General features: G+C 61.0%; 22 protein-coding genes and 1 pseudogene. 13 read left to right on the forward strand and 10 right to left on the reverse strand.

The genetic code is table 11. The annotated features are described in order from the left end of the window. Positions 1-51: 51 nt before the first annotated feature. Positions 52-696 carry an orotate phosphoribosyltransferase gene (pyrE, locus tag J1G34_RS10560; protein ID WP_015373297.1) on the forward strand — a complete coding sequence of 215 codons (645 nt, stop codon included), beginning with the start codon at positions 52-54 and terminating at the stop codon, positions 694-696. 132 nt (positions 697-828) lie between these two features. On the opposite strand, the gene argB is transcribed toward pyrE, so the two are convergent. The 4 genes and pseudogenes from argB to coaBC form a co-directional block, all read right to left on the reverse strand. Further along, positions 829-1734, reverse strand: coding sequence for an acetylglutamate kinase (gene argB, locus J1G34_RS10565; protein ID WP_015886532.1), 906 nt, complete (start codon positions 1732-1734; stop codon positions 829-831). 20 nt (positions 1735-1754) lie between these two features. Then, positions 1755-3170, reverse strand: a pseudogene (locus J1G34_RS10570) (phosphomannomutase/phosphoglucomutase); the annotation flags it as partial. A 246-nt stretch (positions 3171-3416) separates the two neighbouring features. Then, the gene (gene dut, locus J1G34_RS10575; RefSeq protein ID WP_065887079.1) at positions 3417-3872 is read right to left on the reverse strand and encodes a dUTP diphosphatase; all 456 of its coding nucleotides are present in this window, start codon (positions 3870-3872) and stop codon (positions 3417-3419) included. A gap of 5 nt (positions 3873-3877) precedes the next feature. Beyond that, entirely contained in the window at positions 3878-5086 is a 1209-nt protein-coding gene (coaBC, locus tag J1G34_RS10580; RefSeq protein WP_010207499.1) for a bifunctional phosphopantothenoylcysteine decarboxylase/phosphopantothenate--cysteine ligase CoaBC, read from the reverse strand. A gap of 154 nt (positions 5087-5240) precedes the next feature. On the opposite strand from coaBC, the gene radC reads away from it, so the two are divergent. After that, entirely contained in the window at positions 5241-5915 is a 675-nt protein-coding gene (gene radC / locus J1G34_RS10585; protein WP_065886945.1) for a RadC family protein, read from the forward strand. Between the two features lie 61 nt (positions 5916-5976). Here radC and J1G34_RS10590 read toward each other — a convergent pair whose 3' ends face one another. Then, the gene (locus J1G34_RS10590) at positions 5977-7569 is read right to left on the reverse strand and encodes an ABC transporter substrate-binding protein (RefSeq protein ID WP_222993985.1); all 1593 of its coding nucleotides are present in this window, start codon (positions 7567-7569) and stop codon (positions 5977-5979) included. Between the two features lie 458 nt (positions 7570-8027). Between J1G34_RS10590 and rpmB the strand changes: the two genes are divergently transcribed. Continuing rightward, positions 8028-8261: a 50S ribosomal protein L28 gene (gene rpmB, locus J1G34_RS10595; RefSeq protein WP_003176907.1), complete on the forward strand. Its 234-nt coding sequence runs from the start codon at positions 8028-8030 to the stop codon at positions 8259-8261. Between the two features lie 11 nt (positions 8262-8272). Further along, on the forward strand, positions 8273-8428 hold the full coding sequence (rpmG, locus tag J1G34_RS10600) for a 50S ribosomal protein L33 (protein WP_003176906.1): 156 nt from the start codon (positions 8273-8275) through the stop codon (positions 8426-8428). 71 nt (positions 8429-8499) lie between these two features. Here rpmG and J1G34_RS10605 read toward each other — a convergent pair whose 3' ends face one another. Further along, positions 8500-8862: a cupin domain-containing protein gene (locus J1G34_RS10605; RefSeq protein ID WP_065886947.1), complete on the reverse strand. Its 363-nt coding sequence runs from the start codon at positions 8860-8862 to the stop codon at positions 8500-8502. Positions 8863-9092: 230 nt separating this feature from the next. Between J1G34_RS10605 and J1G34_RS10610 the strand changes: the two genes are divergently transcribed. After that, complete coding sequence (locus tag J1G34_RS10610) at positions 9093-10586, forward strand: aldehyde dehydrogenase (RefSeq protein ID WP_065893970.1); 1494 nt, start codon at positions 9093-9095, stop codon at positions 10584-10586. Between the two features lie 491 nt (positions 10587-11077). Here the strand turns inward: J1G34_RS10610 and J1G34_RS10615 are convergent, their stop codons facing one another. Together J1G34_RS10615 and J1G34_RS10620 are read right to left on the reverse strand one after the other, a co-directional pair. Further along, the gene (locus J1G34_RS10615) at positions 11078-12646 is read right to left on the reverse strand and encodes a phospholipase D family protein (protein WP_065893969.1); all 1569 of its coding nucleotides are present in this window, start codon (positions 12644-12646) and stop codon (positions 11078-11080) included. Positions 12647-12707: 61 nt separating this feature from the next. After that, positions 12708-14132, reverse strand: coding sequence for an aminotransferase-like domain-containing protein (locus J1G34_RS10620; protein ID WP_065898087.1), 1425 nt, complete (start codon positions 14130-14132; stop codon positions 12708-12710). 165 nt (positions 14133-14297) lie between these two features. Here J1G34_RS10620 and J1G34_RS10625 point away from each other — a divergent pair, with 165 nt between their 5' ends. Next, entirely contained in the window at positions 14298-14522 is a 225-nt protein-coding gene (locus J1G34_RS10625; RefSeq protein ID WP_222993987.1) for a DUF1127 domain-containing protein, read from the forward strand. Here J1G34_RS10625 and J1G34_RS10630 read toward each other — a convergent pair whose 3' ends face one another. After that, positions 14523-15815 (reverse strand): NAD(P)/FAD-dependent oxidoreductase, encoded by a 1293-nt coding sequence (locus J1G34_RS10630; protein WP_065886952.1) that lies wholly within the window; start codon positions 15813-15815, stop codon positions 14523-14525. A 114-nt stretch (positions 15816-15929) separates the two neighbouring features. Between J1G34_RS10630 and J1G34_RS10635 the strand changes: the two genes are divergently transcribed. After that, positions 15930-16283 (forward strand): YkgJ family cysteine cluster protein, encoded by a 354-nt coding sequence (locus tag J1G34_RS10635; protein ID WP_065893967.1) that lies wholly within the window; start codon positions 15930-15932, stop codon positions 16281-16283. Between the two features lie 217 nt (positions 16284-16500). On the opposite strand, the gene J1G34_RS10640 is transcribed toward J1G34_RS10635, so the two are convergent. Continuing rightward, complete coding sequence (locus J1G34_RS10640) at positions 16501-16989, reverse strand: Lrp/AsnC ligand binding domain-containing protein (RefSeq protein WP_003176896.1); 489 nt, start codon at positions 16987-16989, stop codon at positions 16501-16503. Positions 16990-17145: 156 nt separating this feature from the next. Between J1G34_RS10640 and dadA the strand changes: the two genes are divergently transcribed. The 6 genes from dadA (at position 17146) to J1G34_RS10670 (ending at position 23242) form a co-directional block, all read left to right on the forward strand. Next, complete coding sequence (gene dadA, locus J1G34_RS10645) at positions 17146-18447, forward strand: D-amino acid dehydrogenase (protein ID WP_065893966.1); 1302 nt, start codon at positions 17146-17148, stop codon at positions 18445-18447. After that, entirely contained in the window at positions 18419-18772 is a 354-nt protein-coding gene (locus tag J1G34_RS10650; RefSeq protein WP_128875963.1) for a RidA family protein, read from the forward strand. Before dadA ends, J1G34_RS10650 begins: the two co-directional genes overlap by 29 nt. A 77-nt stretch (positions 18773-18849) precedes the next feature. After that, the gene (gene alr / locus J1G34_RS10655; RefSeq protein WP_222993989.1) at positions 18850-19923 is read left to right on the forward strand and encodes an alanine racemase; all 1074 of its coding nucleotides are present in this window, start codon (positions 18850-18852) and stop codon (positions 19921-19923) included. Positions 19924-20039: 116 nt separating this feature from the next. Then, positions 20040-20588 carry a cupin domain-containing protein gene (locus tag J1G34_RS10660; protein WP_065886958.1) on the forward strand — a complete coding sequence of 183 codons (549 nt, stop codon included), beginning with the start codon at positions 20040-20042 and terminating at the stop codon, positions 20586-20588. A 180-nt stretch (positions 20589-20768) separates the two neighbouring features. Continuing rightward, on the forward strand, positions 20769-21185 hold the full coding sequence (locus tag J1G34_RS10665) for a c-type cytochrome (RefSeq protein WP_065893963.1): 417 nt from the start codon (positions 20769-20771) through the stop codon (positions 21183-21185). Positions 21186-21319: 134 nt separating this feature from the next. Further along, positions 21320-23242, forward strand: coding sequence for an acetyl-CoA hydrolase/transferase C-terminal domain-containing protein (locus tag J1G34_RS10670; RefSeq protein WP_222993991.1), 1923 nt, complete (start codon positions 21320-21322; stop codon positions 23240-23242). Positions 23243-23427: the final 185 nt, after the last annotated feature.

Genomic DNA, 23427 nt, shown 5'->3' on the forward strand with positions numbered 1-23427 from the left:
TACACGCCGTCCACCTAATTAGCTAAATCCGTGGTATCTGAGGCTTTTTTCATGCAGGCGTATCAACGCGATTTCATTCGTTTTGCCATCGATCGCGGGGTTTTGCGCTTCGGTGAGTTCACCCTCAAGTCCGGGCGCACCAGCCCGTATTTCTTCAACGCAGGCTTGTTCAACTCCGGCTCGGCCCTGGCTCAGTTGGGGCGTTTCTACGCGGCCGCCATTGTTGAAAGCGGTATTTCCTTCGACGTGTTGTTTGGTCCGGCCTACAAGGGCATTCCCCTGGCTGCGGCGACGGCGGTGGCCCTGGCGGAGCATCATGGGCAGGACCTGCCGTGGTGCTTCAACCGCAAGGAAGCCAAGGCCCATGGTGAAGGTGGCAGCCTGGTCGGAGCCCCGTTGACCGGCGATGTGCTGATCATCGATGACGTGATCACCGCCGGCACCGCGATCCGCGAGGTGATGCAGATCATCGCCTCCCAGGACGGCGCCAGGGCCGCCGGCGTGCTGATTGCGCTGAACCGCCAGGAGCGTGGCAACGGCGAATTGTCGGCGATCCAGGAAGTGGAGCGTGACTTCGGCATTCCGGTGGTGAGCATTGTGTCGTTGAACCAGGTGTTGCAGTTCCTGGAGGATGATCCGCAGCTCAAGCAGCACCTGCCGGCGGTGCGTGCGTATCGCGAGCAGTTTGGCGTTTAAACCGGAAGTATTGCAGGCGCAGGCAAATGTGGGAGGGGGCTTGCCCCCGATAGCGGTGCATCAGTGCTGGATACTCCAACTGATACGCCGCCATCGGGGGCAAGCCCCCTCCCACATTTGTTTTCAGCGTTTTTAAGGACGCTTGCGATTGCTGATCAGCGTACCTACACCCGTATCGGTGAAGATTTCCAGCAGGATCGCGTTCGGCACCCGGCCATCCAAGATCAGCGAGCTGCCGACGCCGCCTTGCACGGCTTCCAGCGCGCAGCGGATTTTCGGCAGCATGCCGCCGTAGATGGTGCCATCGGCGATCAGTTCGTCGACTTGTTGCGTCGTCAGGCCGGTCAGCACCTTGCCTTCCTTGTCCATCAGGCCGGCGATGTTGGTCAGCAGCATCAGCTTTTCAGCCTTCAGTGCCTCAGCCACCTTGCCCGCCACCAGGTCGGCGTTGATGTTGTACGACTCACCGTTGGCGCCCACGCCGATAGGCGCGATCACCGGGATGAAGTCACCCTTGACCAGCAGGTTGAGCAGATCGGTGTTGATGCCGATCACTTCGCCCACCTGGCCGATGTCGATGATTTCCGGCTGGGTCATTTCCGGTGTCTGGCGCGTCACGGTCAGTTTTTTCGCGCGGATCAGTTCCGCGTCCTTGCCGGTCAGGCCAATGGCGCTGCCGCCGTGGCGGTTGATCAGGTTGACGATGTCCTTGTTGACCTGGCCACCGAGCACCATCTCCACCACGTCCATGGTCTGCGCGTCAGTGACGCGCATGCCATCGATGAAGTGACTCTCGATCGACAAACGCTTGAGCAGGTCGCCGATTTGCGGCCCACCGCCGTGGACGACAACCGGGTTGATCCCCACGGCTTTCATCAGCACGATGTCGCGGGCAAAGCCGGTTTTCAGCTCGTCGCTTTCCATGGCATTGCCGCCGTACTTGATCACCAGCGTCTTGCCGACGTAGCGTCGAATGTAAGGCAACGCTTCGGACAGGACCTTGGCGGTGTTGGCAGCGGCTTCGCGTTCGAGGGTCATTCAGGGCTCCGGTGAAAAAATCAGAACGGTAATTGGAGATCAGGGGCAACACGTTTCAACTGGACGTGGAAGACGTCCTTGATGCGCTGCAACTCAGCCTCGGTATCCGCCTCGAAACGCAGCACCAGCACCGGTGTGGTGTTGGACGCACGAACCAGGCCCCAGCCTTTGGCGTAATCGACTCGCACACCATCAATGGTGGTCAGGTTGGCGCCTTCGCCCCATTGCGCATCGTGCAATGCGTCAATGATGCTGAATTTGCTCTCCTCGGTCACATGGATATTGATCTCTGGCGTAGAAATATCATTCGGGAAGGTCTGAAACAGCGCTTGCGCGGTGGATTTTTCCTTGCTGAGTATCTCCAGCAGGCGCGCAGCGCTGTAAATGCCATCGTCGAAACCGAACCAGCGCTCCTTGAAGAATACGTGACCGCTCATTTCGCCGGCCAGCAAGGCACCGGTTTCCTTCATTTTCTTTTTGATCAACGAGTGACCGGTCTTCCACATCAGCGGGCGACCGCCGTATTCCTTGATCAGCGGCGTGAGGCGACGAGTGCACTTCACGTCGAAGATGATTTCGGCGTTGGCGTTGCGCGCCACCACGTCACGGGCGAACAGCATCAGCAGGCGGTCCGGGTACACGATCTCGCCGGTTTCGGTCACCACGCCCACGCGGTCGCCGTCGCCGTCGAAGGCCAGGCCGACGTCGGCGCCCACTTCCTTGACCTTGGCGATCAGGTCCACCAGGTTTTCCGGCTTGCCGGGGTCCGGGTGGTGGTTGGGGAAGTTGCCGTCGACGTCGCAGAACAGGGGAATCACTTCACAATCGAGGGCTTCGAGCAATTGCGGAGCGATCACGCCGGCCGCGCCGTTGCCGCAATCCACCACCACTTTGAGGCGGCGGGCGAGTTTGACGTCGCGGGTGATTTCGTCGGAGTAGCGCTGCAGGATGTCGACCTTGGTGATGCTGCCGGTGCCGCTGCTCAGGTCGTTGGTTTTCAGGCGAGTGTGCAGGGCCTGGATCTGTTCGTTGGCGAGGGTGTCGCCGGCGATAACGATTTTGAAGCCGTTGTAGTCCGACGGGTTGTGGCTGCCGGTCAGCATGACGCCGGACTTGCCGGCCAGGACGTTGGCGGCGTAATACAACGCAGGCGTAGGCACCAGGCCGACGTCGCTGACATGGCACCCGCTGTCCGCCAGGCCCTGGATCAGTTGCTCCACAAGCTCCGGGCCGGACAGGCGGCCGTCACGACCGACCGACACGTTCGGCTCGCCCTGGGCCAGGCTCTGTGAGCCGATGGCGCGGCCGATCCAGTAGGCGGTTTCGGCGGTCAGGGTCTTGGGCACCACGCCACGAATGTCATAGGCACGGAAGATGCTGTCGGGAAAGCTCGGGGCTACGCGGGCTGCGGTACTCATCGCGGGGGGAAACTCCATCTGAAAGGGGGCAAGGCTGGCCTGATGTGGCTGGCCGGCAGGCTCAAACTGAAGGGTATGACGACGTTTTCGGCAGAGAGTTCGTGGTGTAAAAGTGCCATCGGCGCGTCGGTCCTGCGCTCATATCTGCGTAACCTGTTGATTTTATTTAATAAAATCCGCTGATAATTTTCGCGCATTCTTCATCCTGAAAAACCTGGCGGTGGCGTCTGGCCGGGCAATTGCGCCCGGCCCTGTTCAGCTTAGTCAGTGACTGCCGGAATGCCCAAAACCACCTGCGCCGCGCTGGGTTTCGTCGAATTCCTGCACCAGTTCGAACTGCGCCTGGACCACCGGCACCAGCACCAGTTGGGCGATACGCTCGCCGACCGCAATGTTGAACGCGGTCTGGCCGCGGTTCCAGCACGACACCATCAATTCGCCCTGGTAGTCGGAGTCGATCAGGCCCACCAGATTGCCCAGCACGATGCCGTGTTTGTGGCCCAGGCCGGAGCGCGGCAGGATCAGGGCCGCCAGGCCCGGGTCGCCGACGTAGATCGACAGGCCGGTGGGGATCAGGATCGTCTGGCCCGGCTCCAGGACCGTGTCCTGCTGGAGCATGGCGCGCAGGTCCAGGCCGGCGGAGCCTGGGGTGGCGTAGGCCGGAAGGGGGAATTGGCTACCGATGCGTGGGTCGAGGATCTTGGCTTGCAAAGCGTGCATGGACATTAAACCTGGTTCAGCCGTTGGGCGATAAAAGAGATCAGTTGGCGGGCAATCTTGCCCTTGCTGGTCTGGGCGAAAACGGTGGCGTGCAACTCGCGGTCGATCACGCTGATGGCATTTTCCTCACTGTTGAAGCCGATGCTCGGGTTGGCGACATCATTGGCAACGATCAGGTCGAGGTTTTTGTCTTTCAATTTGCGCGCGGCGTAGTCCAGCAAATGTTCGGTCTCGGCGGCGAAGCCGACGCTGAACGGACGGTCCGCACGTGTGGCGATGGTGGCCAGAATGTCTGGGTTGCGCACCATTTGCAGGAGCAGACCATCGCCGCTTGTAGGGTCTTTCTTGAGCTTTTGCGGTGCAACGACTTCCGGCCGGTAGTCTGCAACCGCTGCCGAGGCGATGAACAGGTCGCACGGAATGGCCGCTTCACAGGCTGCCAGCATGTCGCGGGCGCTGACTACGTCGATTCGGGTCACACGATCGGGCGTCGGTAAATGCACCGGGCCGGTGATCAGGGTCACACGTGCGCCTGCCTCAACCGCAGCTTCAGCCAGGGCAAAGCCCATTTTTCCTGAGCTATGGTTGGTGATGTAGCGCACCGGGTCGATGTTTTCCTGGGTCGGGCCCGCGGTGATCAGTACGTGTTTGCCGGTCAGGGCCAGGTGCTGGAAGCATTCGGCGGCACACAGCGCCAGGTCGGTGGCTTCGAGCATGCGGCCCATGCCGACGTCGCCGCAGGCCTGGCTGCCGGACGCCGGGCCGAAGACCTTGAGGCCACGGCTTTGCAGGAGTTGGGTGTTGGCCTGGGTGGCCGGGTCGCGCCACATGGCCTGGTTCATCGCCGGGGCAATGGCGACGGTGGCGTCGGTGGCCAGTACCAGGGTGGTCAGCAAGTCATCGGCGATGCCCTGGGCCAGGCGTGCGATCAGGTCGGCGGTCGCCGGCGCGATGAGCACCAGGTCGGCCCATTTGGCCAGTTCGATATGGCCCATGGCGGCTTCGGCCGCCGGGTCCAGCAGGTCCAGGTGAACCGGGTGGCCGGACAAGGCCTGCATGGTCAGCGGGGTGATGAACTCACTGCCACCACGGGTCATGACCACGCGCACTTCGGCGCCCTGGTCCAGGAGCCTGCGAACCAGTTCCGCGCTCTTGTAGGCGGCAATGCCGCCGCCGACGCCGAGAACGATGCGTTTCCGATACAGACGCTGCATTGGTTTGCCTTTCCAGTTCAGTGAAGCCAGTTCAGTGACGCCTGCGATGACCCCTCCCCAGGTGAAATCGCATGCAAAAAAGAGGGCCTACGATAACACAGCGTCCGCCCGGCAACAGCGGCGCATACGGCGCACATCATGGAAGGGAGGTGGGATGAGTATTCGCAATTGGCCTGCTGCCGAGCGGCCGCGAGAGAAGCTGTTGGAGTGGGGCGCGGCCAGTCTGTCCGATGCCGAATTGCTGGCGATTTTCCTGCGCACTGGCGTATCCGGCAGGAGCGCCGTGGACCTGGCGCGTCATCTGCTGGCGCAATTCGGTGGATTGCGCCCGCTGCTGGAGGCCAGCCAGGCGCTGTTCAATCAGCAGCTGGGCCTGGGGCCGGCGAAGTTTGCCCAATTGCAGGCGGTGCTGGAAATGTCCCGGCGCCACATGGCCGAGCGCCTGCGCAACGATTCGGTGCTGGAAAGCCCGCTGGCCGTCCGCGAATACCTCAAGGCGCTGCTGCGTCATGAGTCTCACGAAGTGTTTGGCTGCCTGTTTCTCGACTCCAAGCATCGGGTGCTGGGTTTCGAGGCGCTCTGCGAAGGCACCATCGATACCGCCTTGGTCTATCCCCGGCAAGTGGTCAAGCGTGCGCTGGCGTATAACGCGGCAGCGTTGATCCTGTGCCACAACCATCCTTCGGGAAGCGTAGACCCCAGCCCGGCTGATCGAAAATTGACCAAGGTTCTACAAAAAGCCCTGGAAATGGTGGACGTGCGGGTGCTGGACCACATCATCGTGGGCGATGGTGATCCGTTGTCGATGGCGGAATACGGATGGATGTAGAGGGCCGCTTCACGTTTAGAGCTGCAAGCCACAAGTCGGCTTGCAGCTTGCAGCTTGCAGCTCAAGGCTTGACGCTGACCTTGGAATAATCCTGCCGGCCAAACGGGCTCACCTGATAGCCCTCGATATTCTTGCGTGTCAGGGCAAACGCCGCGGGATGCGCCAGGGGCAGCCACAGGGCCTGCTGCTGGATCTGCGCCTGGGCCTGCTGGTAGAGCTTGGTGCGCACGCCCTGTTCGCTGGTGGTCTTGCCGGCGCTGATCAGCTTGTCCAGCGCAGGGTCGCAGTAGCGGGCGAAGTTGGTACCGGATTTGACGGCTGCGCAGGAAAATTGCGGGGTCAGGAAGTTGTCCGGGTCGCCATTGTCACCGGCCCAGCCCATGAAGAGCAGGTCGTGTTCGCCGGCTTTGGCGCGGCGAATCAACTCGCCCCACTCGATCACGCGGATGTCGGCCTGGATGCCGACCTTGGCCAGATCGGCCTGCAGCAACTGAGCGCCAAGATTCGGGTTGGGGTTCAGCAGGCTGCCGGTAGGGCGGGTCCAGATTGTGGTTTTGAAGCCGTCCTTGAGGCCGGCGCGGTTCAACAGCGCCTTGGCTTTGGCAAGGTCTTGTGGATAACCCGGCAAGTCCTTGGCGTAGCTCCAGGTATTGGGCGGGTAGACACCATTGGCCGCTTCGGCGGTGCCTTCGAATACCGCCTTCAGGTAGCTGCCTTTGTCAAAGGCCAGGTTGATCGCCTGGCGTACCTCGGGCTTGTCCAGTGGCGGGTGCTGGCTGTTGATGGCGACGAAGGCGGTCATGAAGGCGGCGGTTTTTTCCACCTTCAGCGCCGGGTCTTTTTCGGCTTCGCCCACATCCAGGGGCTTGGGCGACAGGGCGATCTGGCACTCGTCGCGGTGCAGCTTCTGCAGGCGCACATTGGCATCCGGCGTGATGGCGAAGATCAGGTTATCCACAGTCGGTTTGCCGGCGAAGTAGTCCGGGTTGGCCTTGTAGCGCACCACCGCATCCTTCTGGAAACGCACGAAAACGAACGGGCCGGTGCCAATGGGCTGGCTGTTGAGCTTCTCCGGGGTGCCGGCCTTGAGCAGCTTGTCGGCATATTCGGCCGGGTAGATCGAGGCAAAGCCCATGCTCAGCGCTGCAAGAAACGTGGAGTCGGCGTGATCAAGGGTGAAGCGCACGGTCAGCGGGTCGAGGGCATCGATCTTCTTGATCAGCGTCGGCAATTGCAGGGACTGCGCGTGGGGGAAGCCGCTCTGGGCGATCTTGTGCCACGGGTTGGCCGGGTCGAGCATGCGCTCGAAGCTGAAGCGCACGTCTTCGGCCGTCAGGGTGCGGCTGGGGGTGAAATACTCGGTGCGATGGAATTTCACGTTGGGGTGCAATTTGAACGTGTAGGTCAGGCCATCCGGGGAGACGTCCCAGCTGTCTGCCAGGCTCGGCACCAGCTTGCCGGCGGTAGCGTCGTAGTCCACCAGACGGTTCATCAGCACATCCGCCGAGGCGTTGGTGGTGGTCAACGAGTTGTACTGCACCACGTCGAACCCTTCGGGGCTGGCCTCGGTGCAAACGCTTAAATTGGTGGCAGCAACGGCCATCGGAGCGATGAAAAGGGGGGCTAGCAATAGCGGTAGGGCAGCGAGGCGCATATTCGGTTTCCTGTGCAGATCGAAGGCCCATCTGCGAGTGCAGTCTGGAAAAGCCCTACCGTAGTGGCCTGTTGATTAAATGACTAGCCCATTTTTGCCTGTGCTTTTGGCCAAAATGCTGTTTTGATGGCGCCTCAGCGCGTTTCAACGTGCAGGTCAGAGTGCTTGCAGGCGCTGAAAATCATTCTGTGCGACGAGCGGTCGGCTGTTACAGCGGCCCCTCCTGGCAACGGTTCAGGCGCCAATGGCCGAGATTTACTCAGGTAAAAACACACTCGCTGTTGTTGCACCTGGGTCTTTCTGGTATAAAGCAGCGCTCTTTTCTAGGGGCCCGGTTCCTTCGCTTGTAGGTGTAGCCGGTAAGACCCTAAAGAAACGCGGCGCCTGGCGCCAAATGACTGAGAGATTAAGCGGCCAACCCATGCCGGGTTGGGCATGTGGTTTTAGAGGGCTGAGGCATGTCGAGAGTCTGTCAAGTTACCGGTAAGGGTCCGGTGACTGGGAATAACATTTCCCACGCAAATAACAAAACCCGTCGTCGTTTCCTGCCGAACCTGCAGCATCACCGCTTCTGGGTTGAAGAAGAGAAACGTTTTGTTCGCCTGCGTGTATCTGCCAAAGGCATGCGTATCATCGACAAGCGTGGCATCACTGTCGTGCTGGCCGAAATCCGCGCCGCCGGCAAGATCTAAGGAGCTCTATCATGCGTGAATTGATTCGAATGATCTCTAGCGCCGGTACTGGTCACTTCTACACTACCGACAAGAACAAGCGTACTACCCCGGACAAGCTCGAAAAGAAAATGTTCGACCCGCGCGTTCGCAAGCACGTGATCTACAAAGAAGGCAAAATCAAGTAATTGATTTCCTTCCTTGTGAAAAAAAGCCCGTATCTCACGATACGGGCTTTTTTTTGCTTGGGATTCGCTGATCAGGCTTTCTGTTCGAACACCACGTAGATCTTGCGGCACGCTTCCAGCACTTCCCAGGTGCCGCTGAAGCCGGCCGGGATGACGAAGCGGTCGCCGGCGCGCAAGGTTTTGGCATTGCCTTGGGCATCACGCAGTACGGAAACTCCCTGCACGATCTCGCAATATTCATGCTCGGTGTAATTGACCGTCCACTGCCCGACTTCGCCTTCCCAGACGCCCGCGTTCATTTGCCCGCAGGGGCTGTTGTAGTGGTTGTAGATCGTCTGTTCAGGGTCGCCCTTGAGGATTTTCTCGGCGGCAGGGCGATAGCGATCGGGGGCGGTATTGGCTTGGCTGAAATCGACGATGTCCTGGATGCTCATGTGCTTATCCCGTCTGGCCTGCGTTTGGAGAGGCCAAAGTCTATGTTTATTAAAATGAACATCGCAAGGGCGTTTGCCGCCGTTATGTCAAATATATTGAAACATCCCCAGCCGCTGGTTTAGGGTGGCAAGTGCCTTGAGCCGAACAGCAGGCTGGCCAGGCAAGCATTCGTGGAGGCGCCGGGATCAATCTTCCAGGCCCTTGTATCCAATAAGAGGAGCAGACTTGCATGACCACCCTGACCCGTGCCGACTGGGAACAACGCGCCAAGGACCTGAAAATCGAAGGCCGCGCGTACATCAATGGCGAGTACACCGCCGCCGTTTCCGGTGACACGTTCGAATGCATCAGTCCGGTCGATGGTCGTCTGCTCGCCACCGTGGCCAGCTGTGACGCCGCCGACGCCCAGCGTGCCGTGGAAAACGCCCGTGCCACTTTCAATTCCGGGGTCTGGTCGCGCCTGGCACCGGCCAAGCGCAAGTCCGTCATGATCCGTTTCGCCGCGCTGCTCAAGGCCAATGCCGAAGAGCTGGCGCTGCTGGAAACCCTGGACATGGGCAAGCCGATCAGCGACGCCCTGAACATCGACGTCCCCGGCGCGGCCAATGCCCTGAGCTGGAGCGGCGAGGCAATCGACAAGATCTACGATGAAGTGGCGGCCACGCCCCATGACCAGCTGGGGCTGGTGACCCGTGAGCCCGTGGGCGTAGTCGGTGCGATCGTTCCGTGGAACTTCCCGCTGATGATGGCCTGCTGGAAACTCGGCCCGGCCCTGTCGACCGGTAACTCGGTAATTCTCAAACCGTCGGAAAAGTCCCCGCTGACCGCCATCCGTATCGCCGCCCTGGCCGTTGAAGCCGGCATTCCAAAAGGCGTGCTCAACGTGCTGCCGGGCTATGGCCACACCGTGGGTAACGCGCTGGCGGTGCACATGGACGTGGACACCCTGGTGTTTACCGGATCCACCAAAATTGCCAAGCAGCTGTTGATCCGCTCCGGCGAATCGAACATGAAGCGTGTGTGGCTGGAAGCAGGCGGCAAGAGCCCGAACATCGTGTTTGCCGATGCGCCGGACCTGCAAGCCGCCGCCAACTCCGCCGCCAGCGCCATCGCCTTCAACCAAGGTGAAGTCTGCACCGCCGGTTCGCGCCTGCTGGTGGAGCGTTCGATCAAGGACACTTTCCTGCCGCTGGTCATCGAGGCCCTCAAGGGTTGGAAGCCCGGTAACCCGCTGGACCCCGCCACCAACGTGGGTGCGCTGGTGGACACCCAGCAGATGAACAACGTGCTCTCGTACATCGAAGCCGGCCATGCCGATGGCGCCAAGCTGGTCGCCGGTGGCAAGCGCACGCTGGAAGAAACCGGTGGCACCTACGTCGAACCGACCATTTTCGACGGTGTGACCAACGCCATGAAAATTGCCCAGGAAGAAATCTTTGGTCCGGTACTGTCGGTAATCACCTTCGACAGCGCCGAAGAAGCCATCGCCATCGCCAACGACACCCAATATGGCCTGGCGGCGGGGGTGTGGACGGCGGACATCTCCAAGGCGCACCTGACTGCCAAGGCCCTGCGTGCCGGTAGCGTGTGGGTCAACCAGTACGACGGTGGCGACATGACCGCTCCGTTCGGGGGCTTCAAGCAGTCGGGTAACGGTCGCGATAAATCGCTGCATGCGTTCGACAAATATACCGAACTGAAGGCGACCTGGATCAAGCTGTAACCCTGCTGGAAACAGCGCAGGGCAACTGTGGGAGGGGGCTTGCCCCCGATGGCGGCCTCTGGGCCGACCAGGGTGTTGGATTGGGTTGAGTAAATATCCGTTTCTGCGGTAACGGCTGCTTAGGGTTCCGCTTTTACAGCGGCTCACTTTTGAAAAGCGCAAAAGTAAGCAAAACGCTCTTGCCCCACCACTCGGCACCTCGCTTAGGCTCGGTGTGCCCGAACGCAGGCTTGAATCCGTGGGCCGCCGCAATGGGCCATCCCTGGCCCAGTGCGGCTAACCCGGCGTCCTGCCGGGTTACCCACGGATTCAAGCCTGCGTTCGGCCAGCGTGGTTTAACGGGGCGCCTAGGATCACAAGCAGATCAAGATCAAAAGCCAGATCAAGAGCGGCTCGCTTCGCATCGTGGTTACGGTTGGGGGCTACGGTGGTGTGTAGATACGTATGGCAATCGGGGGCAAGCCCCCTCCCACATGGGGTATACCTGATTTCTAGAGCATACGCTCCAGGCCGACACTGGTGGCGAACCAGGCATTGAACCGGCGCCACCAACTGCCGGGCTCCCGGGTCAGGGTGTGCAACTGGCCGTTATCTTCCGTCACCCACACGATCTGCCCATCCTGCAGTTTCGCCTCGTAGCTCAGCGCTGGCGCCATCCCTTGCAGCGCCAGGTTGCGTACGTGTTCCGCCAGTTCCGGGCTGTCCACCAGTACGCCGACTTCGGTGTTCCACAGCACTGAGCGCGGATCGAAATTGAATGAGCCGATAAACGATTTTTCCCGATCGAAAATCATCGCCTTGCTGTGCAGGCTGGAGTCGGAGCCGTGCAAGCTGCCGCGACGAAACAGGTGCGGCCCGCTGCTTGCGCTGGGGTCGCCGGGTTGTCGGCGCAGCTCATAGAGTTTCACGCCATGCTCCAGCAGCGCCTTGCGATAGGGCGCGTAGCCGCCGTGCACGGCGGGTACATCGGTGGCTTCGAGGGAGTTGGTCAAAAGGTTCACCGACACGCCCGCATCGGCGCGGCCCGTCAGGTACACCAGCCCGGGCGGCCCGGGAACGAAGTACGCCGAAATCATGATCAGCTCACGGCTGACGCCCTCGAGCTCCGGCGCCAGTTGCGTGGTGAGGAGCAATTGCGGGTCCGGGTCGGCCCTGGCCAGCACCTTGCTCGGGGCATCCCACAGCGCCTGGTTCCAGGCCCAGATCAACTCGCGACGCCAGATATCCATGCGCGGCTGGGTCTGGTAGGTGCGCAGACGGTTATACAAGGCGTGGTTCTGCTGGCGCGATTGGGTCAGCGAGGCCTCCAGGCGCCCACGCGCGACAGCGAGGTCGATCCTGGAAGGCATCGTTGAGACAAACTCATCAATAGGCTTGCTCAGCGCGCTGTTCCAGTATTGATCGAAACTGTGACCCAGTTGCTCGGCCACCGGCCCGACACTGAGCATGTCGATATCGGTGAAGTTCAGGTTGGGTTCGGCATCGAAATACTCATCCCCCAGGTTGCGCCCGCCCACGATCGCCACGCTGTTATCGGCCAGCCACAGTTTGTTGTGCATGCGCCGGTGTTGCAGCGACAGGTTGAACAGGCGCCCCATGGCACGTGTCACCCCGGTGCTACGCCCCAGATGCAAAGGGTTGAACAGGCGAATGTCGATGTTGGGGTGGGCGGCAAGCGTCGCGATGATCTGGTCGAGCCCGTCGCTGGTGGTGTCGTCCAGCAGGATGCGCACGCGCACGCCGCGGTCGGCGGCCTTGAGCAGTTCATCCACCAGCATGCGCGTGCTGATACCGTCATGCACGATGTAGTACTGCAAGTCGAGGCTGGTCTGGGCGTTGCGGATCAGTTCGGCGCGGGCCATGAACGCTTCGCTGCTGTTGGGCAGCAGGCGAAAGCCGGAGCGGCCCTGATACGGTGCCGCCTGGGCCTGGATCGAACGGCCGAAGGAGGACTGCGCCGCCGGTAGCGCATCACTGGGCACGCGCGGTGTGTAGGCCGTCGCGCAGCCACCCAGTGCCAGTGCTCCCAACAGGAAAAGCGGTAAAAGCCGTTTAATCATCAAGGAAGCGGCATCCAGGTCAGGCGTTTGTCGGCATATGACGGCAATTGCTCGGAAAAGGTCAGTCTGCCCCTTCGGCCAGCAGGGCGTGCGCAGCGGTACCGACCTTGCGCACCGCCTCTTCAATCTGCGGCGTCGGTTTGGCAGCGTAGTTCATACGCAGGCAATTACGGTATTTGCCGGATGCAGAAAAGATGCTGCCTACGGCCACCTGAACCCCTTGGTCCATCAGCGTACGGTTGAGCTTGAGGGTATCGAAGCCCTCCGGCAACTCTATCCACAGCATAAAACTGCCCTGGGGCCGGCTGGCCCGTGTGCCGGCGGGGAAGTAGCGGCTGACCCAGTCGAGCATCAGGTCGCGATTACGCTGGTATTGCGTGCGCATCCGGCGCAAATGCGGTTCGAAATAGCCGCCCTTGAGAAATTCCGCAATCGCAATCTGCGGCTGGGTGGCGGTCGAGCCCGTGCTGATGTATTTCATGTGCAGCACCCGGTCCAGGTAGCGCCCCGGCGCGACCCAGCCAATGCGCAGGCCGGGCGCCAGGGTCTTGGAGAACGAACTGCACAGCAGGACGCGGCCGTCTTCGTCGAAGGATTTGATCGTGCGCGGGCGCGGGTAGCTGTAGGCCAGTTCGCCATACACATCGTCCTCGATGATCGCCACGTCGAAGCGCTGGGCCAGGGTCAGCAGTGCGCGTTTGCGCGCCTCCGGCATGATGTAGCCCAATGGGTTGTTGCAGTTGGGAGTGAGCTGGATGACCTTGATCGGCCACTGTTCCAGCGCCAGTTCCAGAGCTTCAAGGCTGATGCCGGTGATCGGGTCGGTGGGGATTTCCAGGGCTTTCATGCCCAGGCCCTTGAGGGTCTGCATGGCGCCGTGGAAACTTGGCGAATCCACCGCAACGATATCGCCGGGCTCGCAAATCGCGTGGATGCTGGCGGACAACGCCTCGTGGCAGCCGGTGGTGATGACGATATCCTCGGCCGTCAGTTGGCAACCGGAATCCAACGACAGTCGCGCGATTTGTTCGCGTAATTCCATACAGCCCATGATGTTGTCGTAGTAAAGCCCCGGCAGATCCTGGCGGCGGCTGACGCGGGCCAGGCTGCGAAGCAATGGCTTGAGGGTGGGCGATAACACATCCGGCATGCCACGGCCCAACTGTATGGTGTCCTTGCGCGGCACGGCACGAATCAATTCCAGCACCTGGTCCCACTGGGAAATCTCTACCGGCCGCTGGGCCGGGCGACCCACCTCGGGCAGCGCCGGCAGTTCACGGCCCGCCGGCACAAAATAGCCGGACTTGGGCTTGGGCATCGCCAGGCCATTGTCTTCCAGCAATCGATAGGCCTGCTGCACGGTGCTCAGGCTGACCCCGTGTTCCACACTCAATGCGCGTACGGAAGGCAGACGGTCGCCGGGGCGATAGAAGCCTTGTTCGATGCGGGTGCCCAGCAATTCGGCAAGGTTGACGTAAAGGGTCACGGCGGTCACTCCCAGCAGACCAGTACAGATAGGGGAAAAATACAGGATTCAGCCGTGCATAGGCAGTCTCTGTATGGATTTAATAAAGGGAGGCTGAATCTGTATTGGTTGTGCTCGCTCGCTCATTCTAGTCACTCAAGGCGGCAAGCTAACGAGGGACGGCAAATGAATGGCATGAGCGATGTGCGGCTGGCGTTACATAGCCAGGAACTGGAAGCCGAGCAGGAGCGGGCGCCAACTCTGCCTGGCGAAAATCGGTGGAGCCTGTTCTGGCGCCGCCTTCATACACGCAAGGCCTTGCTGACGCTGACACCAGAGCAATTGCGCGATGTGGGGCTGACGGCAGAGCAGGCACGCCATGAAGGCTTGAAGGCTTTCTGGCGCGATTGATCAGACCAGTTCCTTGAGGCGGTGCCAGAGCATCCCCAGGGCCAGCAGCGGCGAGCGCAGGTGTTTACCACCCGGGAAGGTCATGTGCGGCACTTGGGCGAACAGGTCGAAGCGCCCTTGTTGCTGGCCGCTGATGGCTTCGGCCAGCAACCTGCCGGCCAGGTGCGTGGCGTTGAGGCCATGGCCTGCGTAGGCCTGGGCGTAATACACATTGGGTTGATCTGCCAGGCGCCCGATCTGCGGCAACCGATTAGCGCCGATGCCGATCATGCCGCCCCACTGGAAGTCGATCTTCACGTTGGCCAATTGCGGGAACACTTGCAGCATCTTTGGCCGCATATAGGCGCCAATGTCGCTCGGGTCGCGCCCGGAATAGTGGCAGGCGCCGCCGAACAACAGGCGGCGATCGGCGGACAGACGGAAATAGTCCACCGTTACCCGCTGGTCGCACACCGCCATGTTCTGCGGCAACAGGCTGGCGGCTAGCGCTTCGCTCAAGGGTTCGGTGGCGATGATGTAGCTGCCGGCGGGCAATATCTTGCCACTCAAGTGCGGGTTGAGGTCGTTGAGGTAGGCGTTGCAGGCCAGCACCAGGGTCGTGGCATGTACCTGGCCCTGGGCGGTGTGCACCTTGACCTGCGCGCCGTAGTCGATGCGCGTCACCTCGGACTGCTCGAACAATTGCACGCCCAGTTGCCGGGCAGCGCCGGCTTCGCCCAGGGCGAGGTTGAGCGGGTGCAGGTGCCCGGAACCCATGTCGATCATTCCGCCTACATAGCGGTCGGAGCCGATCACGCTGGCCATCTCGCCGGCTTCCAGCAGGCGTACTGGATGGCGATAACCCAGGCTGCGCAGCTCTTCGGCGTCTTCGGCGAGACCCTGCAGGTCGCGGGGCTTGTTGGCGAGGTCGCAGTAGCCCCAGGTCAGGTCGCAGGGGATCTGGAAGCGCTCGACACGCTCGCGTACGATCTCCACCGCTTCCAGGCCCATCAGTTTCATCTGGCGCACGCCGTCGGTGCCGATCACCTTGGCGAACTGGTCAAGGCCGTGGCCGACGCCGCGAATCAGCTGCCCGCCGTTACGCCCACTGGCGCCCCAACCGATCTTGCGCGCTTCCAGCAGCACGACGCTGAAGCCGCGCTCGGCCAGTTCCAGGGCGGTGTTGAGCCCGGAATATCCCCCGCCAATCACGCAGACGTCGGCGCGCACCTCACCCGTCAACGCCGGGTAATCGGGGTGCGGCACGCTGCTGGCGGCGTAGTAGGACGCGGTGTGCCGGGCGCTGGCGATCATGGGGGCCTCCCTGTTTGGAAAATTTGACGCAGGATACAACGGTCGGACGGAGCTGTCTGCGCGGGGCGTTTTGAGTCAGAATCGACGCCTATTCGCCGTTCGGTGTGTGTTTCGATGAGTTGCAACAGTCAGAAAATCAGCGCGCTGCGTCGACAGATTCCTTCGTTCGAGTGCGTTCCCGGTTGTCACGACTGCTGTGGGCCGGTCACCACGTCGCCCGAAGAAATGTCACGCCTGCCGCGCAAGACAGCTGCCGAGCAGGCAGCGGCCATGGATGAGCTCAATTGCGTGCACCTGGGGCCCAACGGCTGCACCGTGTATGACGAGCGCCCGCTGATCTGTCGCCTGTTCGGCACCACCAAGACCTTGCCGTGCCCCAATGGCCGGCGGCCGGTGGAACTGATTCATCCACGGGTTGAAAAGCAGATTCACGCGTACATGGCGAGTACCCGACAGGTGCTGGTGTAGCGGATTTACTCGGTCAGTGTGGGAGGGGGCAAGCCCTAATGCCGTCTGTAGGAGCGAGCTTGCTCGCGAAAAACTCACAGGCACCGCGTTCATTCAGAAAGCACGCGTTATCGTTGACCTTTTTCGCGAGCAAGCTCGCTCCTACAGAGGGCGGTGCAGGCTTAACTGACTGGCATTAGGGCAAGCCTCCTCCCACATTTGATTGAGTTGTGTCAGGTTAATCGGGGATCGGCAGGTTAAGGCTCTCTTTCACCTCTTCCATCACGATGTAGCTCTTGGATTCGCGCACATGGGGCAATTTGAGCAGAATATCGCCGAGTAATTTGCGGTACGAGGCCATCTCGGAAATCCGCGCTTTCACCAAGTAGTCGAAGTCTCCGGACACCAGGTGACACTCCAGCACATGCGGTAGCTTGAGCACCGCGCGGCGGAACTCTTCAAACGTGTCGCCGGACTTGTAATCCAGGCTGATCTCGACAAATACCAGCAAACTCCCTTTCAAATGCTGCGGATTAAGCCGCGCGTTGTAGCCCATGATGATCCCTTCGCGCTCCAGGCGCCGGACTCGCTCGGTACAGGGCGTCGTCGACAGCCCGACCTTTTCCCCCAGTTCCGTGAACGAAATGCGCCCATCGGTTTGCAGGATGCGCAGGATGTTGCGGTCGATCTTGTCCAGCTCCCGCTTGGTCTGAGTGTTGGTACGCATAGGGGATACGCCTCTGTGAAAAGCATTTTTGCCGAGAATTGTCGCCAAATATAGGCATTTATATAGTGAAATGCACTGGTGATTGTTTTTTACACTGCGCCCATCATTGCTCGAATAACACACGTCAGCGGCTCAGCCCGTGATGAGGATATAAAAATGCGCGTTCTGGTCTTGGGTAGCGGCGTCATTGGCGTGACCAGTGCGTACTATTTGGCTCGGGCCGGCTTTGAGGTCGTCGTTGTCGACCGTCAGCCCGCCGCCGCCATGGAGACCAGTTTCGCCAACGCCGGCCAGGTGTCTCCAGGCTATGCGTCGCCATGGGCCGCGCCGGGCGTGCCGCTCAAGGCGATCAAGTGGCTGCTGCAACGCCATGCGCCACTGGCGATCAAGGCCACCGCCGATATCGACCAATACCTGTGGATGGCGCAGATGCTGCGCAATTGCACCGCCAACCGATATGCGGTGAACAAGGAGCGCATGGTTCGCCTCTCCGAGTACAGCCGCGACTGCCTTGACGAACTGCGCGCTGAAACCGGGATTGCCTACGAAGGGCGCAGCCTGGGGACCACTCAACTGTTCCGTACCCAGGCCCAGCTCGATGGCGCGGCCAAGGACATTGCCGTGCTGCAGGAGTCCGGCGTGCCCTTCGAATTGCTCGACCGTGCCGGCATCGCCCGGGTCGAGCCGGCCTTGGCCAACGTCACCGACATTCTCGCCGGTGCGCTGCGCCTGCCCAACGACCAGACGGGCGATTGCCAGATGTTCACCACGCGCCTGGCCGACATGTGCAAGCAGTTGGGCGTTGAGTTCCGTTTCGAACAAGACATCCAGCGCCTCGATTTCGCCGGCGACCGCGTCAATGGCGTGTGGATCGATGGCAAGTTGGAGACCGCCGACCGCTACGTGCTGGCGCTGGGCAGTTATTCGCCCAAGCTGCTCAAGCCGCTGGGGATCAAGGCGCCCGTTTACCCGCTCAAGGGCTACTCGCTGACCGTGCCGATCACCAACCCGGCGATGGCGCCGACCTCGACCATCCTCGACGAAACCTACAAAGTCGCGATCACCCGTTTCGACAACCGCATTCGCGTCGGCGGCATGGCTGAGATAGCCGGTTTTGACCTGTCGCTCAACCCGCGTCGGCGTGAAACCCTGGAGATGATCGTCAACGACCTTTATCCTCATGGCGGCGATTTGGCCCAAGCCAGTTTCTGGACCGGTCTGCGCCCGACCACACCCGATGGCACACCGATTGTCGGTGGCACTCCGTTCAGGAACCTGTTCCTGAATACCGGCCACGGCACCCTCGGCTGGACCATGGCATGCGGCTCCGGACGTTTGCTGGCCGACCTGATGGCGAAGAAAACGCCGCAGATCAGTGCCGAAGGCCTCGATATCTCCCGTTACGGCAATCACCAGGAGTCCGCAAAACATGTCCATCCAGCGCCAGCTCACCAATGAACGCATGAGCCAGATCGTTGTTCACAACGGCACCGTTTACCTGGCGGGCCAAGTGGGCGACGACATGAATGCCGGCATTGAGCAGCAGACCCGTGAAACCCTGGTCAACATCGAGCGTTTGCTGGACCTGGCCGGCACCGACAAGACCCGCTTGCTGTCGGTGACGATCTATTTGAAAGACATCGATGCCGATTTCGCCGGTATGAACGTGGTGTGGGACAAGTGGTTGCCAAAAGGTGTCGCCCCGGCCCGCGCCACGGTTGAAGCCAAACTGTGTGAGCCGAATATCCTGGTAGAGCTGTCCGTCGTGGCTGCACTGCCTTAATACACATCCCTCTTGCGGTGCCGATGTTGTCGGTTGGCACCGGTTTTCTTCACTCTGCCGCCTAGAAGCCTGCCGCCATGCGTCCTGCCCGTGCCCTGATCGACCTCCAAGCCCTGCGTCACAACTACCAATTGGCCCGCGAAGTCAGCGGGGCCAAGGCCCTCGCCGTGATCAAGGCGGACGCCTACGGCCACGGCGCGGTGCGCGTAGCCCAGACGCTGGAAGCCGAGGCCGATGGGTTTGCGGTGGCGTGCATCGAGGAGGCCCTGGAGCTGCGCGCCGCCGGGATACGTGCACCGGTACTGCTGCTGGAAGGTTTTTTCGAAGCCGACGAGCTGACGCTGATCATCGAGCAGGACCTGTGGTGCGTGGTGCATTCATTGTGGCAACTGGAGGCGATCGAGCAAGCCACGCTGGGCAAGCCGCTGACCATCTGGCTCAAGCTCGACTCGGGCATGCACCGAGTCGGCCTGCACCCCAAGGATTTCCAGGAGGCGTACAAGCGTCTGCTGGCCAGTGGCAAGGTCGCGAAGATCGTATTGATGAGCCATTTCGCCCGTGCCGATGAGCTCGATTGCGCAAGCAGCAGCGAACAAGTGGCGGTATTCGAAGCGGCCCGCCAGGGCCTGGCGGCTGAAGTCAGCCTGCGCAATTCCCCGGCCGTACTGGGTTGGCCGAATGTGTCCAGCGACTGGGTGCGCCCTGGCATCATGCTCTACGGCGCCACGCCTTTTGGCGATGACCAGGCTATCGCCGCGCGTTTGCAGCCGGTGATGACCCTGGAGTCGAAAATCATTTGCGTACGTGAACTGCCGGCGGGAGAGCCGGTGGGTTACGGGGCCAGGTTCATCACGCCCAAAGCGATGCGTATCGGCGTGGTGGCCATGGGGTATGCCGACGGCTACCCGCGCCACGCGCCCACGGGCACACCGGTGCTGGTCGCCGGTCAGCGCAGCCAGTTGCTGGGCCGGGTGTCCATGGACATGCTGTGCGTCGACCTGACGGATGTGCCCCAGGCGGGGCTGGGTTCCACGGTGGAGTTGTGGGGCAAGAATATCCTCGCCAGCGACGTCGCGACTGCGGCTGAAACCATCCCCTATCAGCTTTTCTGCAACCTGCGCCGAGTGCCAAGGCTCTATTTGGGCGCTTGATCGCCAGGTACGAATGCCGCTGCCCAGGATTTAGGCCCAAGTGTTGTAAATACTGAACGCTGTCGCCATGATAACGCTCAATTACAACAAAGCCTGAATCCCAGGAGGCACCTGCATTGGACGTCGGCGAACGACTGCAATCCATCCGTAAACTCAAAGGTCTTTCCCAGCGCGAGCTTGCCAAGCGCGCGGGCGTCACCAACAGCACCATTTCGATGATCGAGAAAAACAGCGTCAGCCCCTCGATCAGTTCCCTGCGCAAGGTACTGGGCGGCATTCCCATGTCCATGGTGGAATTCTTTTCCGAAGAGATCCTCCAGGAAATACCCACGCAGGTCGTCTATAAAGCCAATGAGCTGATCGACATCTCCGACGGTGCCGTGACCATGAAGCTGGTAGGCCGAGCGCACCCGAGCCGGGCAATCGCGTTCCTCAATGAAATCTACCCGCCAGGCGCCGACACGGGCGAAGAAATGCTCACCCATGAAGGCGAAGAAACCGGAATCCTGGTGGAAGGGCGCCTGGAGCTGGTGGTCGGTCTTGAAACTTTTGTGCTCGAAGCAGGCGATAGCTACTACTTTGAAAGTACCAAGCCCCATCGTTTTCGCAATCCGTTCGACGTGCCGGCGCGACTAATCAGCGCAGCCACACCGGCGAACTTTTAAAACAGAAGGCGCCCTGCCAGCGTTGCAGGGTTCGCGCAGCTGTAAACCGTGAGGCTGAATCTCCCTTTATTTAATAGGGTTGTTTCGGCCAGGCGGGCTAACCGCTATACTTTCGCCGCCTGCGAAACCGTGGCCGCAGGCGTGAATAGCCACCATGAGGGTGAACGCGTGAACCTAATTATGAAAATGCTGGCTGCACCAGCAACCGTACTGGCCCTGTGGGCTGGCAGCGCTCAAGCTGCGACCAACGATGACATCGCCAAGCGCCTGGAGCCTGTGGGCCAGGTTTGTGTCCAGGGCCAGGAATGCAAGGGCATGGAGGTTGCTGTGGCGGCGGGCGGCGGCGGCGGTGCCAAGACGCCGGATGAAGTGATCGCCAAACATTGCAACGCATGCCATGGCACTGGCCTGCTGAGTGCGCCGAAAATCGGCGATGCGGCAGACTGGGGTAAACGTGCCAAAGAGCAGGGCGGCCTCGACGGGCTGCTTGCCAAGGCCATCACCGGCATCAATGCCATGCCGCCTAAAGGCACCTGCGCCGATTGCTCGGATGATGAGCTAAAAGGTGCGATCGAGAAGATGTCCGGCTTGAAATAAACCGATCTTCGTCAAAACAGCCGCTTATGGGCGGCTTTTTTGTGCCCCAGATTTGTGTTTCAACACTGTTCTTTGCAGCAAAGACCCGCCACGCTCTGTCCAACCCCTAATCATGGAATGTTCAGGAGGGTCGGATGGTGCAGTTGTGTTCAATCGAGCAAGCAGTTGACGACGTACTGGCGCGGTTGCCGGCGCATATCCACATGGGCATGCCGCTGGGCTTGGGCAAGCCCAACCTGTTCGTCAATGCGCTGTACCGGCGCATTGCCAAGTTGCCCGAGCGGGCGCTGACCATCTACACCGCGCTGAGCCTGGGTCGCCCGTCCCTGGGGGACGGGTTGCAGAAGCGCTTTCTCGAACCTTTTATCGAGCGCGTGTTTGGCGATTATCCCGAACTGGATTTCCTCGCGGACCTGCACAAGGGCAGCCTGCCGAAGAATATCCGCGTGCAACAGTTCTTCATGCAGCCCGGCAGCCTGCTCCACAGCGACTCGGCGCAGCAGGATTATGTCAGCAGCAACTACAGCCATGCCGCCCGTGATATCAATGCCGCCGGCCTGAACCTGGTGGCGCAACTGGTTGCCAGCAGCGCCGAGCATCCCGACCGCCTGAGCCTGAGCTGCAACCCGGATATCACCCTCGACCTGCTCCCCATGATCGCCAAGCGTCGCGAAGCCGGGGAAACCATTCTGGTGGTTGGCCAGGTTCACACTGAATTGCCCTACATGCCCGGCGATGCGGAATTGGGCATGGACGCATTCGACTACCTGCTCGACGAAAAAGACAGCACCACGCTGTTTTCCACGCCCAACATGCCGGTGGGGTTCCAGGACCATTTTATCGGCCTGCATGCCAGCACCCTGGTTCGCGATGGCGGCACCCTGCAGATCGGCATCGGCTCCATGGGCGATGCGCTGACCGCCGCCTTGCTGGCGCGCCAGGCCGACAACGAAGCCTATCGATTGCTGCTGACCGACCTGGATGTGTACCAGTGGGCGCCCTTGATCAGTCGTGAGGGTGGCGTCGATCCGTTCGCCCGGGGCCTTTATGGTTGCAGCGAAATGTTCGTCAACGGCATGCTGGTGCTGGCGGATGCCGGCATCATCCGGCGCAAGGTTTACCCGGATGTGGCGACCCAGGAGCAAGCCAATGCCGGGCTGCTCGACGATGCGGCGCAGCCCGATGGCATCTCCATCCATGGCGGTTTCTTCCTTGGCCCGCGCAGTTTCTACCAGCGCTTGCAGGAGATGAGCCACGCCAAGCGGCTGCAATTCAACATGACCCGCATCAGCTATATCAACGAGCTGTACGGCCAGGAAGAACTCAAGCGCTTGCAGCGCCAGGATGCACGGTTCGTCAACAGTGCGATCATGGTGACGTTGCTCGGTGCCGGTGTGGCCGACCAATTGGAAGATGGCCGCGTGCTCAGTGGCGTGGGCGGGCAGTACAACTTCGTTGCCCAGGGCCACGCGCTGGAGGATGCGCGTTCTATCCTGATCCTGCGCAGCTGGCGCGAGTCGGGGGGAGAGGTCAGCTCCAATATCGTCTGGGAATATGGCCATTGCACCATTCCCCGACACCTGCGCGATATCGTCATTACCGAGTACGGCATTGCCGACTTGCGGGGGCAGACGGATGCCAAGGTGATTGAAGCGTTGCTCAATATCACTGACTCGCGCTTCCAGGGCGATTTGATCGAGCAGGCGCAAAAGGCCGGCAAGCTGCCCAAGGATTTCAAGCTGGACCCGCGTTTTGCCGACAACACACCGCAACGGCTCCAGGCGATTCAAGCCAGGCACCGACGCCTGTTCCCGGAGTACCCGTTGGGCAGTGACTTTACGGACGAGGAGCGGGACCTGTTGCGGGCGCTGAACTGGCTCAAGAGCAAATTCAAGCTCACGGAGATGCTGGAACTGGGCAAGGCGGCGCTGGACGCACCGGAGCCGGAGGCGTTTCCCGAGCACCTTGAGCGGATGCGCTTGGATCAGCCGGAGGGATTCAAGGAAGACCTGTACCAGCGCCTGTTACTCGCCGGCCTCCAGGCCACCGCACACTAAAAGCCAATAGCGAGCAAATGTGGGAAGGGGCTTGCCCCCGATGACCATAGGTATCTACACAACTCTGTAGCGCTCAACCGTAACCACGATGCGAAGCGAGTCGCTCTTGATCTTGATCTGCTTTTGATCTTAGGCGCCCCGTTAAACCACGCTGGCCGAACGCAGGCTTGAATCCGTGGGTAACC

Origin of the sequence: Pseudomonas sp. Wu6 (genome assembly GCF_019891515.1) — a bacterium.
Classification (GTDB): Bacteria; Pseudomonadota; Gammaproteobacteria; order Pseudomonadales; family Pseudomonadaceae; genus Aquipseudomonas; species Aquipseudomonas orientalis_A.

Excerpts from the sequence above, each read along its gene's own strand:
- pyrE (WP_015373297.1), top strand. The coding sequence starts at position 52 with ATGCAGGCGTATCAACGCGATTTCATTCGTTTTGCCATCGATCGCGGG.
- argB (WP_015886532.1), bottom strand. The coding sequence starts at position 1,734 with ATGACCCTCGAACGCGAAGCCGCTGCCAACACCGCCAAGGTCCTGTCC.
- dut (WP_065887079.1), bottom strand. The coding sequence starts at position 3,872 with ATGCACGCTTTGCAAGCCAAGATCCTCGACCCACGCATCGGTAGCCAA.
- coaBC (WP_010207499.1), bottom strand. The coding sequence starts at position 5,086 with ATGCAGCGTCTGTATCGGAAACGCATCGTTCTCGGCGTCGGCGGCGGC.
- radC (WP_065886945.1), top strand. The coding sequence starts at position 5,241 with ATGAGTATTCGCAATTGGCCTGCTGCCGAGCGGCCGCGAGAGAAGCTG.
- J1G34_RS10590 (WP_222993985.1), bottom strand. The coding sequence starts at position 7,569 with ATGCGCCTCGCTGCCCTACCGCTATTGCTAGCCCCCCTTTTCATCGCT.
- rpmB (WP_003176907.1), top strand. The coding sequence starts at position 8,028 with ATGTCGAGAGTCTGTCAAGTTACCGGTAAGGGTCCGGTGACTGGGAAT.
- rpmG (WP_003176906.1), top strand. The coding sequence starts at position 8,273 with ATGCGTGAATTGATTCGAATGATCTCTAGCGCCGGTACTGGTCACTTC.
- J1G34_RS10605 (WP_065886947.1), bottom strand. The coding sequence starts at position 8,862 with ATGAGCATCCAGGACATCGTCGATTTCAGCCAAGCCAATACCGCCCCC.
- J1G34_RS10610 (WP_065893970.1), top strand. The coding sequence starts at position 9,093 with ATGACCACCCTGACCCGTGCCGACTGGGAACAACGCGCCAAGGACCTG.
- J1G34_RS10615 (WP_065893969.1), bottom strand. The coding sequence starts at position 12,646 with ATGATTAAACGGCTTTTACCGCTTTTCCTGTTGGGAGCACTGGCACTG.
- J1G34_RS10625 (WP_222993987.1), top strand. The coding sequence starts at position 14,298 with ATGAATGGCATGAGCGATGTGCGGCTGGCGTTACATAGCCAGGAACTG.
- J1G34_RS10630 (WP_065886952.1), bottom strand. The coding sequence starts at position 15,815 with ATGATCGCCAGCGCCCGGCACACCGCGTCCTACTACGCCGCCAGCAGC.
- J1G34_RS10635 (WP_065893967.1), top strand. The coding sequence starts at position 15,930 with ATGAGTTGCAACAGTCAGAAAATCAGCGCGCTGCGTCGACAGATTCCT.
- J1G34_RS10640 (WP_003176896.1), bottom strand. The coding sequence starts at position 16,989 with ATGCGTACCAACACTCAGACCAAGCGGGAGCTGGACAAGATCGACCGC.
- dadA (WP_065893966.1), top strand. The coding sequence starts at position 17,146 with ATGCGCGTTCTGGTCTTGGGTAGCGGCGTCATTGGCGTGACCAGTGCG.
- J1G34_RS10650 (WP_128875963.1), top strand. The coding sequence starts at position 18,419 with ATGTCCATCCAGCGCCAGCTCACCAATGAACGCATGAGCCAGATCGTT.
- alr (WP_222993989.1), top strand. The coding sequence starts at position 18,850 with ATGCGTCCTGCCCGTGCCCTGATCGACCTCCAAGCCCTGCGTCACAAC.
- J1G34_RS10665 (WP_065893963.1), top strand. The coding sequence starts at position 20,769 with ATGAAAATGCTGGCTGCACCAGCAACCGTACTGGCCCTGTGGGCTGGC.
- J1G34_RS10670 (WP_222993991.1), top strand. The coding sequence starts at position 21,320 with ATGGTGCAGTTGTGTTCAATCGAGCAAGCAGTTGACGACGTACTGGCG.